Annotated in this window: 8 protein-coding genes; 3 read left to right on the top strand and 5 right to left on the bottom strand. The window is 33.5% G+C overall.

The window, feature by feature from the left end; genetic code table 11:
• Window positions 1-52: 52 nt before the first annotated feature.
• Both EG814_RS15625 and EG814_RS15620 read left to right on the top strand, forming a co-directional pair.
• On the top strand, window positions 53-2,767 hold the full coding sequence (locus EG814_RS15625; protein ID WP_164515334.1) for a putative LPS assembly protein LptD: 2,715 nt from the start codon (window positions 53-55) through the stop codon (window positions 2,765-2,767).
• 28 nt (window positions 2,768-2,795) lie between these two features.
• Window positions 2,796-3,176 (top strand): RidA family protein, encoded by a 381-nt coding sequence (locus EG814_RS15620; protein WP_125722830.1) that lies wholly within the window; start codon window positions 2,796-2,798, stop codon window positions 3,174-3,176.
• Here the strand turns inward: EG814_RS15620 and EG814_RS15615 are convergent.
• From EG814_RS15615 to EG814_RS15595, 5 genes are all read right to left on the bottom strand, one after another.
• A complete protein-coding gene (locus EG814_RS15615) occupies window positions 3,157-3,531 on the bottom strand; it encodes a methylglyoxal synthase (RefSeq protein WP_091493358.1) in 375 nt (124 codons plus the stop codon). The genes EG814_RS15620 and EG814_RS15615 overlap by 20 nt on opposite strands.
• A 10-nt stretch (window positions 3,532-3,541) precedes the next feature.
• Complete coding sequence (locus EG814_RS15610; protein WP_125722829.1) at window positions 3,542-4,393, bottom strand: N-acetylglucosamine kinase; 852 nt, start codon at window positions 4,391-4,393, stop codon at window positions 3,542-3,544.
• A gap of 131 nt (window positions 4,394-4,524) precedes the next feature.
• Window positions 4,525-5,529, bottom strand: coding sequence for a type I glyceraldehyde-3-phosphate dehydrogenase (gene gap, locus EG814_RS15605; RefSeq protein WP_125722828.1), 1,005 nt, complete (start codon window positions 5,527-5,529; stop codon window positions 4,525-4,527).
• A 92-nt stretch (window positions 5,530-5,621) separates the two neighbouring features.
• Window positions 5,622-6,608: a 6-phosphofructokinase gene (gene pfkA / locus EG814_RS15600; RefSeq protein ID WP_125722827.1), complete on the bottom strand. Its 987-nt coding sequence runs from the start codon at window positions 6,606-6,608 to the stop codon at window positions 5,622-5,624.
• A gap of 309 nt (window positions 6,609-6,917) precedes the next feature.
• Window positions 6,918-11,456, bottom strand: coding sequence for a translocation/assembly module TamB domain-containing protein (locus EG814_RS15595; RefSeq protein WP_125722826.1), 4,539 nt, complete (start codon window positions 11,454-11,456; stop codon window positions 6,918-6,920).
• Between the two features lie 195 nt (window positions 11,457-11,651).
• On the opposite strand from EG814_RS15595, the gene tsaD reads away from it, so the two are divergent.
• Window positions 11,652-12,668 carry a tRNA (adenosine(37)-N6)-threonylcarbamoyltransferase complex transferase subunit TsaD gene (tsaD, locus tag EG814_RS15590; protein ID WP_125722825.1) on the top strand — a complete coding sequence of 339 codons (1,017 nt, stop codon included), beginning with the start codon at window positions 11,652-11,654 and terminating at the stop codon, window positions 12,666-12,668.

Genomic DNA, 12,668 nt, shown 5'->3' with positions numbered 1-12,668 from the left:
GCTGTTATAATTTTTAGAATTGATTATTTTTGCCAAAAAATTATATGTAAGTTTGACATGTCAAAAAACAAGCCATAATTTTACAAAAATAGCATTTAAACCTTTGCACACAAACTTATTTAATATCGTTTTAATATCATTTTTCCTAACTATAGGTTGTGGTAATTTATATTCGCAAGAAATAAAAAACAAAAAAAAGTCTTTACCTGCTGGAAAACAAACAGATAAAACTACTTCTGTCGAAAAACCAGCTATAACTCCAACAGACACTATAAAATTAGATACTGTTAGGCCTAAAAAAACTTTTTTGGATGGAAAAGTAAGATACAAAGCAAAAGATTATGCTAAGATCGATCAGAAAAACAAACTGATTACTTTATATAATGAAGCAGAATTATACTATAAAGATGTTGAATTAAAATCGGGTATAATTGTTCTTAATTATGAAAAAGATGAAGTTTATGCTGGACGAATTAAAGATTCTGCAGGGGTTCTAACCCAATATCCTAACTTTAAACAAGGATCAAGCGAGGTACAGCCAGATTCTATCCGATTCAATTTTAAAACTAAAAAAGCTTTAATTTACAATTCTAGAACAGAACAAGGCGAATTTAAAATTAAAGCTGCCGTTACTAAAAAAGAAAACGATTCTGTCTACTTCTTAAAAGGTGCGCGCTTTACTACTTCAACAGATGTCGATAATCCTGAATATTATTTCCAAACCAGCAAAGTTAAATTTATCCCTGGAAAAAAAGTAATTACAGGTTTAACTAATATGGTTATTGCCGACGTCCCTACTCCTTTGGCATTACCATTTGCCTATTTCCCGATGAGTCAGGAAAAAAGCGTTTCGGGTATTATAATTCCGAGTTATAACGATTCTAACACAAGAGGTTTTTCATTACAGAATGGAGGTTACTATTTTGCTCTGAGCGATAATTACGACTTAACCGTACTTGGTGATTATTATACCAATGGAAGTTATGCCATGCGATTCGAATCGGCGTATGCAACGCGATATAAGTATAGAGGAAATGTGAATATTCGTTTTGAGAACTTAATTAGCAGCGAGAGAGGTTATCCTGATTATTCTAAACAAAGTATTTACAACATTCAGTGGTCGCATTCTAAAGACACCAAATCGAATCCAAATTCTACTTTTTCTGCTTCTGTTAACATGGGTAGTAGTAAATATTTCAAACAGTCTATCAACCAAGCCAATATTGGATCGAACTTGAATAATACTTTAAGTTCGTCTATTTCATACAATAAAACCTTTAATACTATTCCTGGTTCACGTATTTCGTTATCTGCAACTCATAGCCAGAATACACAGACAGAAGACATTATCATGACTCTTCCGTCTTTACAAGGAAGTATTGACCGTATCTATCCTTTTGTTGGGAAAGATGGCGTAAAGAAAGGACTAATTAAAAACATCAACTTACAATACAATGTAAGCGGTAAAAACGAGTTTAAAACAAAAGATTCTTTGTTTTTTAAACCACAAATGTTTCAAGATGCCAGAATAGGTTTGCAGCAGACTATTCCGTTAAGCACCAACTTCAAAATTTTTAAGTATTTCAGTGCCGGAGCTTCTACTACTTATCAGGAAACATGGGTCAACAAAACAATCGAAAAAGTTTACGATCCAGCTGAAGAAAAAGCAGTGGACAAAACAGTAAATGGTTTCGATGCTTTTAGAACATACAATTTTAGCACCAATTTAGGTACGACAATTTATGGAACTTTCAATTTTGGAGACGATAAAAGAATTCAATCTATTAGACACGTAATGCGTCCGAGTGTTACGTATGCTTATACGCCTAGCTTTGAAAAATATTACAATACGTATGCTGTAGATGCTTCTGGAAGAATTACTTCTGAATATACTAGATTTGAAAACGGATTATACGGAGCGCCAGGAAAAGATAACTCGAACATCGTTGGTTTTGCCTTGAGTAATACTTTTGAAGCCAAAGTAAGAGACCGAGACAGCACAAAAACAGAGCCTAAAAAGATAATGCTGTTAAACAATTTAAACTTCAGCACAAGCTATAATTTCAATGCTGACGGCAAATCAACATTTGGATGGCAGCCAGTATTAGTTAGTGGTGGAACTCAGTTTTTTGACAATAAAATGAATATGAATTTTGGTGCAACATTAGATCCGTATGCGATTGACAATGGCGGTAACAAAATTGATAAATTCAACATTGATAATGGCGGAAGTTTATTTAGAATGACAAGCGCCAATGTAACGGTAAATTATTCCTTCTCGAATAAAGGAACTGGAAAAGAAAAAAACACCCAGAGCCAGCGGAATGGAGGACGAAGCGATGACTTGTTTGGCACCAACACCGACTTAAATGACAGTCGTAACAGCCAATTTGCCAATGAACCCGAAAAGGAAGATGTAATTACAGAATTCTTTAATTCTAAAGTTCCATGGGATATGACACTTGCGTATTCGTTAACATATTCAAACGTTAAACGAGAGAATACTATTTCTGGAAACTCTATCATGGTTTCTGTTAATACCGATCTTACTCCTAAATGGAAGGCTGGGGTTTCTACTGGTTACGATTTTGTACAAAAAGGCGTTACCTTTACACAATTCCGTTTTGAAAGAGATTTATTAAGCTGGAGAATGGCTTTTAACTGGCAACCTTTAGGAAACAACTCAAACTGGAACTTCTTTATCGGAATTAAATCTGGTATGCTTAGCGATATCAAATGGAACAAAAGAAGCGTTTCAAATAGATAAACTACTTTCGAATCCAAATACTTTCATTATGAAAAAAATAATTTTTACCGAGAAAGCTCCAGCTCCAATCGGTCCGTATAATCAAGCCGTATTATCTGGAAACACACTTTATGCTTCTGGACAGATTGCAATCAATCCTACGTCTGGAGAATTAGTTACTGAGAACATTAATGATGAAACACATCAAGTAATGCAAAACATTGCTGCAATCTTAGAAGCTGCAGGAATGACTTTTGAGAACGTTGTAAAGTCAACTATTTTTATCATGGACATGAACAACTTTGGAGCAATAAACACCGTTTACGGATCTTATTTTAACGAAAAAACCGCTCCAGCTCGTGAAACGGTTCAAGTGGCTTGTTTGCCAAAAAATGTTAATGTAGAAATTTCTATAATTGCTGTGCAATAGCATCCAATAATAATTGTGCCGTTGCTTCATTGGTTGCCAGCGGCACATTATGCACATCACAAACTCGAATCAGCATATTAATATCTGCTTCATGCGGATGACTTGAAAGAGGATCTTTAAAAAAGAAAACCATCTGCGTAATTCCTTCTGCTACTCTTCCTGCAATTTGCGCATCTCCTCCAAGTGGTCCAGAAAGCATTCTCTGCGTTTTAAATCCAGCTGCCTCTGCTTTTCCTCCTGTTGTACCAGTACCAATAAGCCTTATTTTTTCATTGTGCAAAATAGCTTCATTTTTGATTAAGAAATCAATTAAATCGGCTTTTTTACCATCATGAGCAATAATGGCGATTTCTATAAAACCTGAACTATTGATTAGCGACATGGTAAGCAATTAATCCATCAATAGGTCTTCTTAAAACATTACCTAATTGAAGTTCGTATTTATCAAACGTTTCTTGCAATTCATCTTTCAAGTAAAATGCAATAGAACCTACAAAATGCACAGGCACTTCTTTGCAGTTATCAAATTGTTTGATGTAGTTTTTAACGAACGATTTCATTCCTTTGAAAATAATTTTTCTGCAGAATTCAGTGTCTTTATGCTTAATTAAAAACTTTGCAAATGTTGCTAAATAAGCATTTGGATTTGCCTCTTTGTATAATTTATTTTTAATAAAATCAGGATCAACGTCGTATTCTTTTTCAAATTCAACCGCCAATTCTTTAGGCATTTTATTAAAATAGTATTTTCTAATTAATTCTTTTCCAAAAACATTCCCGCTACAGTCATCCATTACGATGTATCCTAACGACTGAACTTTTTGGTGCAATACTTTTCCATCAAAGTAACTGCAGTTAGATCCTGTTCCTAAGATAGAAACAATTGCTTCCTGCCCTTTTGGAGTTGTAGCATAAACAGCAGCATAAGTATCTTCCTGAACATCAACAATTGCGTTAGAAAAATATTCTTGAAAAACCTGCTTTAAATACTCTTTCATTCTATCTGTTCCGCATCCGGCACCATAAAAGAACAAATGAGTTGCTTCTTTTTTGTTTTGTAAAATATCAAAACGGTCGTTTAATCTAGAAATAATTTCCGGCCCGTCTAGAATTTCAGGATTTAATCCTAAAGTTTGTGTTGTGAATAGTACTTTTCCATTATCATCTATAGCAATCCAATCGGCTTTAGTAGATCCACTGTCAACTATTAATTTCATTTGTTTAGTTTTTGGAATTAGGTTTTTCTATTTTTAATTTAAAAGTGTATTTTTTACATTAATCATAGAAGTAACAAAATAAGAAAATCCCGTTATTTTAAAGTAACGGGATTTTGCAAAAATATATATTATTATTTTAAACCTGCGATATGCACAGATAAATCGATTAATTTGCTTGAGTATCCGTACTCATTGTCGTACCAAGAAACTAATTTGAAGAAAGTTGAATTCAAACCAATTCCTGCACCAGCATCAACGATAGAAGTTCTTTTATCTGAGATAAAGTCTTGAGAAACTACTGCATCTTCAGTATATCCTAAGATACCTTTCAATTCGTTTTCAGAAGCTTTTTTCAATACAGCCATAATTTCTTCGTAAGAAGTTTCTTTAGCTACTTTTACAGTTAAATCTACTGTAGAAACGTCAGCAGTAGGAACACGGAAAGCCATACCAGTTAATTTTCCGTTCAATTCTGGAATAACTTTTCCAACTGCTTTTGCAGCACCTGTTGAAGAAGGAATGATGTTGATTGCAGCAGCACGTCCACCTCTCCAGTCTTTTCTAGAAGGTCCGTCAGCTGTCATTTGAGTCGAAGTAGTTGCGTGAACAGTTGTCATTAAACCTTCAACGATTCCGAAGTTATCATTGATCACTTTAGCTAATGGAGCTAAGCAGTTTGTAGTACAAGAAGCGTTAGAAACTACTAAATCTGAAGCTTTTGCAGATTCGTGGTTAACACCCATTACAAACATTGGAGCATCTGCAGATGGAGCAGAAATGATTACTTTTTTAGCACCACCTTTTAAGTGCTCACTTGCAGTTTCGATAGTTGTGAAGATACCAGTACATTCAGCTACTACATCTACATCAACTTCGTTCCATTTTAAGTCAGCAGGATTTCTTTCTGCAGTGATACGGATATTTCTTCCGTTTACATATAATTTTCCTTCTTTAACTTCTACAGTTCCATCAAAACGACCGTGAACTGAATCATATTTTAATAAATAAGCTAAGTGGTCTACGTCTAACAAGTCATTGATTGCAACAACTTCTACATTATCTCTATTGAAAGACTCTCTAAAAACGATTCTTCCGATACGTCCAAATCCGTTTATTCCTAATTTTACTTTTGACATTTTACTAAATTTTTTGCTTTTGTTTTTATTACACTATTTCAAAGTCTAATTTCCTCACAATAAACTTCTCCTCTTTTAAACTTTTATATTGATTACGTTGACATAATATCTGCCACTTTCAACAATTCTCTATCAATTTCTGATTTTCCTTTAATAGCTTGCTCTAAAGGTGTCAAAATCACTTTATCTTCACGAAGGCCTACCATATAATTAGATTTTCCTTCAATTAAAGATTCTACTGCTTTTACTCCTAAGCGGCTTGCCAAAACACGATCAAAACAAGATGGAGAACCACCACGCTGCATGTGTCCTAATACAGAAACACGCACATCATATTCAGGTAAATTTGCTTCAACATAATCTTTTAATTCGAATACGTTTTTACCAATTTTATCTCCCTCTGCAATAACCACAATACTTGAAGATTTTCCAGATGCTTTACTTTTTTGAAGTGAATCTAAAAGACGATCTAAACCTAAATCTTCTTCAGGAATAAGAATTTCTTCAGCTCCTGCACCAATACCTGCGTTAAGAGCAATATGGCCTGCATCTCTACCCATAACCTCTACAAAGAAAAGACGGTTATGAGAACTTGCAGTATCTCTAATTTTATCTATACAGTCTACTACAGTATTTAAAGCCGTGTCGTACCCAAGAGTAAAACTTGTACCAAAAATATCATTATCAATTGTACCAGGAATTCCCATTACTGGAAAACCAAATTCTGCATTAAAAATCAATCCTCCTGTAAAACTACCATCACCACCAATAACAACCAAAGCATCTACACCAGCCTTAACAAGATTCTCGTGTGCTTTTTTTCTACCTTCAGGGGTTCTAAACTCTACCGAACGAGCCGATTTTAAGATCGTTCCGCCTTTGTTTACAATATTATTTACGCTTCGTGGTCCCATTTCTTTGAAGTCTCCTTCAATCATTCCTTGGTAGCCTCTATAAATTCCTATGCATTCTATATTATGATATGCGCAAGTTCGAACAACTGATCGTATTGCAGCATTCATTCCAGGTGAATCTCCTCCTGAGGTAAGAACACCTACTTTTTTTATTGTTTTTGGCATTATTTAAGTATTAAAGTGTAAAATTAGCAAACATTCATCACTTCTCAGGCTTCAATTATCATAAATTAATAAAAAATGTTAAATTCAAACGTTTTCGTTAATAAGTTTTTTCTAGGAAAAAATTTCATTAAAAATAATAAATCGCTATTTTTTTAATTAAATCGTCAAAATTAACAATACCCTGATGAAGTGTTATAAAAATCAGAATTCCCCGCTCACATGGAAAATTTTATTAGAGTGCCTAAATTTAGCACAAAAAAACCATTATGAGAATAATGGTTTTATAAAAGTCTATTTTTTAACAAAGTGTTAATAATCATTGTCGGGAATTAGGCCTTGATTGTTGTTTGGAGCTTGGTTTCCTTGATTTTTCTGCTTTTCTTCTTCTTTTTTCCTTTTCTCTTCCTCTTCTTTGGCCTTTTTCTTGTTTTTCTCAGACTCCTTTTTAGTTGTAAAATTCATATAATCTGGATTAAGAGAAGAATCCTGCAATTGATCTGAAGAAGAACCTTTTACAGCTCTTTCTATCTTATGGCTTTTAAAGAGCTTATTTACAAGCTCACTAAATGTATCAAAATCTACTTCATACGAAATACCAACTCCTTGCGTATATCCTATTCCTTGCCCTATATAATTAACATCATTTTCTTTATTAAATAAACGAAGGTTCATTGTACCGTCTTCATTTACACGATATAAAATTTCAATATCTCCTACAATTGCAGATTCGTTTACACCGCCAACAGGAACTCCCAATTTACCATTGATCGTAATACGCTCGTTTACCTGAGAAGATATATTGGCAACGAATTGACCATCAACCTCCTGCCCTGTTCTTCGGTCGGCAGCAATGTAATTTAAGTCGATATTTACTTTATCGTTATCCGATTTAATAATTCCGCCCAACAAACTTGAGGCTGTTTCTGACAATGTTCCAGAAAAATCGCCTTGACTGAATCCGTCGGTACTCATAAACGAACCAGTAGATAATAAATAGAGCGCCTGTGTCTGGCGAATATCTTTATCATCCAATTTATATTGTATCTCCGACTTTAAAACGTTACTTACAGAAGGAAACTGAATATCAAAATTTGGTTCAGGATTTGACAAATCACCTCGCAAACCAATTACTACTTCAACAGGAACTTTTTTATTGAATGAAGAAGTGTTATCTAAAAGGACTGCCGGATTTGCCTGTGTTTTATAAACCGCCTCTAAATTTAGCTGAGCACGCATCGGGTTTCCTTCCCAAATAATCGATCCTCCTTTTTTAACCGAGAATTTTTTATCGATAAGCCCTCCGTATTTAAAATTATAAGTTCCTTCGTATGCTTGGAAATCTCCCCACATATTAAATTTACCCAAAGTGTTGATTTTGAATAAAAGCGATCCATATCCTTTTCCTTTCATTCCATGTCCAGAATTTCGATCTAGAATTACTTCTACTTCGGCATCTGGCGTAATATCAAAATCAAATTCCAATTCAAGTCCGTTGTAATCTCTTGTTTTTTCGACAATTCCATTTGCGAGATTGTACTTTTCCTTTGGCGTTACAAAATGAATCCAACTACTTTCTCCAACACTTTGCACATTATTAATCGGAATTTTAACCTCTGTTCCTTTCTCCGATTTAGCATCTACCTTAATAAAAAGACTTTCTACTGGACCTCTAATACTAGCAGTTCCGTTTATAAATGCCGTTCCGAAATAAGCCGCATCATCACTGTCTTTTGTATCTAGCGCTAGTAATCGTTTAGAAGTAATATTTAAATCCAATTTCCAATCGCCAAAATTCTTATGTTCAATACTTCCGTTAAGGAGACCTTTTGTGCCGTATTTAGTATCTGTCAACTGATTATTTCTAAACAAGAATTTTTCATTCGTTAAATCAATTACCGTTCGATCACTCAGTTCATAATCGGTATTTAGGTACGGAATTGTCATTCCGGCTTTTTCCACATACAAACGTCCGTTGATTTCTGGTTTTTTCAAATTCCCAACTACAGCAGCATTTCCAGAGACAGAACCGCGGACATTAGAAAGAACATCGCCGCCAATGGTTCCTAAAGTAGCCAGATTAAAGCCTTCCAGTTTCAGACTCATATCCATGATGGTTTCCTTATTTTCTACAGCAAAAGTTCCGTTTGCCCTAAACGATTCGGTAAAGCCATTTTGAATGGATGAATTGACCGTAAATTTTCTAAAACTTTCGTCTCCAGAAATATCAAAATTAAGCGTACCTAATTCTGTTTTATTCATAACAAGATTGTCAATTTTTATGGATGCTGTGGGCTGATAAACATTTTTATTCTGTTTATAATTTACACTTCCATTCAAATTACCATCGAACACAAATTTGGAATTCGTAGGCGTAATTTTATTGATATCAACATCTTCAAAAGTCAGTTCCAAATCTTTATAATCTTTTCCTTTTATAACTCCGTTTAAATCGATTTTCTGGTTTTCGTGAGATAAAACAATATTGTCAAAATTGAAATTTTTAAAATATTGGTCAACTATAATCTGATTGTCTTTTTCAGCATCTTCATTTAAGTACCAGATATAGTCCTTAAATTTCATTTCCGACTTCTTGATTCCGATAATATTATTTTTGCTTTTGTCAATCGTATGATATAAATCCAGATTAAAGTAATCTTCTCCCTTATTTCCTCCTTTAAATTCTGATCGAACAAACAAGGTGTCTTTTGCCGTAACGTTAATCAAATTAAAATCACGTATTTTATAATAAGGTGTTTTAATGCTATCTAATTCGACATAAGCATTATAAAGTGTATTCTTATTATCAATATTTATACGGATATTATCAAAAGTATTTTTGGCTGCTGTAATTTTTTTAGATCTTAAACGGAATTTAAACTCTTGTAAATCTGAATCTATTTTTCCTCTTACAACCGTAGAAGAATCGATATTGATTTGCGGATAAAGCATTTCAACCACTTTATCGTAAACTCGGAAATTAAAACGCAGAAACTGTCCTTTTCTAACTTTATAAGGTTTATAATTGGTATATAAACTTCCAACAGAATTCATAACCAATTTATTCAACTGATCAAATCTAAATTTACCCACAATTTTTCCGTCTACCACATCATTCGAACTAATGGTAATGGTTCTTAAACGATCTGCGTCGAAAGTTGAATTTAGATTTACCTGATCAAAAACATAAGTAGCTTTTGGATTTTGGTATTCAGCATCGTTTATAAAAATATCACCCTGCAGGTTTTCAATAGAATTTCCCGTTAACTGAACGACAACATCTCCTTTAAAATGAGAAATAGAATCGCCAACAAACTTCAGTTTTCTTAAATCTGAATTTTCGACATTGATATGGAAATCATAACGATTTTCTTTTTTACTCAAATCGAGCAAACCATCAAAAGTTAAATTTAAATTCGGATCATTTATGGCAATTTGTCCTTTATAATAAGGAAGTTTAAAATTTCCGTTTAAAACTATATTGTTATAGGTGTATTTATTGTAATCCAGTTTCGAAATATCTCCTTTAATAACCGTATTCAAATATTTCTCAGTAAAACCAATCCCATTCACATCAAGATTTAAAGTCGTTTTACCAACATCCTTTCGATTTAAAGCGGCGCCAATATCAAAATTGTTTAAAATAATATTCCCCGAATAAGAAGCTTTATCAATAAAATCCATATTATTGAGATGAAGATCAACTTCTCCATTTCCTAAATCGGTGGCAATCTTAAAAGCTGTTTCTAAGGCCACAGTCGACACTTTTGCTTTTCCAACAATATTAAATTTGCCAATTCTTTTCATTTCTTCCGGAAGTCTTTTACCTAAAACTACAGGAAGCAGAATTACTAAATCATTATAACTAGAAAGAAGTTTATCAAATTTTCCATCCATAGAAAACTTCTGTTCCTTTGTGCCAAGAAGGTTTCTAAAATTGATTGTTCCGTTAATTTTCGATCCGTTTGTATCGCTTAATCTCAATTTTGTAAGCGTCATATTATTTAGTGGACCGTCTAATTTTGTTTTCAGTTTAAAATGCTGATTTTTACCCAAACCATCATAAAAATGGCGAATATCATTTGTTGCAATAGAAGACGAATCTATCTTAACATTAAAACGAACCTTATCGGTAAAATCAAGAAAATCTGACGGTTTATAATTCAATATAGCTAAACCATAAATAGAAGATCTTTTGGTTTTTATAGCTAGATTTTCAACTTTAATTTGTTTTTTGGTATAACTGAATTTCCCGGCAAAATTAGAAACATACAAACCGCGGTGATCCATAAACGAAAACCTGTGAATGTTTGTATTTACTTCTGGCCCGTACAATTTAAACTCGCTGATATAAGCGTTTAATTTTGTAAAATCCAAAAATTTAGGAGTTGTTTTGTTTTCATCAACAACAGAAAATCTTCCTTTTTCGATGTACGCATTTTTTGCTGTTAACAAAAAGTGCTTGGTCGATTTTTTCTTAGGCGTATCTTCAACTTCAAAAGCCTTTATAAACTTATTGATATTATTTTCGTCTTCGCCTTTATAGGTTTTCAGATTAAAAATTACGCCTGTTAAGCGTAAATCTCCAAAAATCAAATCTCCATCCAACAATCTGCTGAAGCTCGAAATATCAGTAGTAATAATGTCAGAGTAAATTAATGTTTGTTTATGATGATCTAAAATCATCACATTTTTCAATTTTACGCCTCCAAAAATATTGATTGCCGTTTTTTCGACATTAATATTAACCTTGTAATCTTCGTTTAAGGAATTGGTAACGTAATTGGCAATCTGTGTCTGAACCACAGGAAGAGAAAGTATGATAGCAAGTGCTAACAAAAGTAAAATCAACCCAATTAGGGTTCTGGATATTATTTTTTTTACTTTTTTGATAGCTTCTTTAATTTTAGTTTTCTTTTAATTTATTTTGAACAGACAAAGAACGGCTGTTTTTGATAAAAATTCTTTAATTTTGGGCACTGCTTCTATCAAAGATATTTCTAAAGATTTGACTTGTCAAATATAATTCAAAATTTGTGCCTTTATATGCAAAATCCAGAGGTTTTTATTCTAGCCATCGAAAGTTCATGCGATGATACTGCTGCCGCGGTTTTACATAACGACAAAGTATTGTCAAATGTTGTAGCCAATCAATTAATTCATAATCAATACGGAGGTGTTGTTCCTGAATTGGCCTCACGCGCGCACCAGCAGAATATTGTCCCTGTAATAGATGCTGCACTTCGTAAAGCAAATGTACAAAAAGAACAATTAAGCGCAATCGCATTTACGCAAGGCCCTGGATTAATGGGCTCTTTACTGGTAGGAACCTCTTTCAGCAAATCGTTATCATTAGCTTTAAATATTCCGTTAATTGCTGTCAATCATATGCATGCTCATATTCTAGCTCATTTTATTGACGAAGATGGCTACGACAAACCAGAATTTCCTTTTTTGGCTTTAACGATAAGCGGCGGACATACTCAAATTGTAAAAGTGAATAGTTTTTTTGATATGGAAATTATCGGAGAAACGACAGATGACGCTGTGGGTGAAGCATTTGACAAAAGTGCCAAAATTCTTGGACTCCCTTATCCTGGCGGACCTTTGATTGATAAATATGCAAAAGAAGGAAATCCGAAAGCATTTCCTTTTACAAAACCGAAAGTTCCGGGATTAGATTTCAGTTTCTCTGGATTGAAAACCGCTATTTTGTATTTCATTCAAAAAAACAAACAGGAAAATCCGAATTTTATTGACGAAAACCTTAACGATATCTGTGCATCAATTCAGCATACCATTATTGAGATTTTAATCGATAAACTAAAACTGGCGGTAAAAGAAACCGGAATTACACAAATTGCTATTGGTGGAGGAGTTTCTGCAAATTCAGGAATCAGAACCCGTTTGCAGGAAAACAAATACGGCTGGAAAACTTTTATTCCGAAATTTGAATATACAACAGACAATGCTGCAATGATTGGAATTGTAGGCTACCAAAAATACTTATCTAATCGTTTTGAAACTTCTGCTGTAGTTTCTAAAGCAAGAATCGAATTTTAA

It is taken from the genome of Flavobacterium ustbae (assembly GCF_003946915.1).
GTDB classification, from domain to species: domain Bacteria; phylum Bacteroidota; class Bacteroidia; order Flavobacteriales; family Flavobacteriaceae; genus Flavobacterium; species Flavobacterium ustbae.
The sequence above is the reverse complement of the archived record's forward strand: the minus strand, read 5'-3'. Positions and strand labels throughout refer to the sequence as shown.

What these genes read in the sequence shown, in the direction of transcription:
- EG814_RS15610 (WP_125722829.1), bottom strand. Translation starts at nt 4,393, where the DNA reads ATGAAATTAATAGTTGACAGTGGATCTACTAAAGCCGATTGGATTGCT.
- EG814_RS15620 (WP_125722830.1), top strand. Translation starts at nt 2,796, where the DNA reads ATGAAAAAAATAATTTTTACCGAGAAAGCTCCAGCTCCAATCGGTCCG.
- gap (WP_125722828.1), bottom strand. Translation starts at nt 5,529, where the DNA reads ATGTCAAAAGTAAAATTAGGAATAAACGGATTTGGACGTATCGGAAGA.
- tsaD (WP_125722825.1), top strand. Translation starts at nt 11,652, where the DNA reads ATGCAAAATCCAGAGGTTTTTATTCTAGCCATCGAAAGTTCATGCGAT.
- pfkA (WP_125722827.1), bottom strand. Translation starts at nt 6,608, where the DNA reads ATGCCAAAAACAATAAAAAAAGTAGGTGTTCTTACCTCAGGAGGAGAT.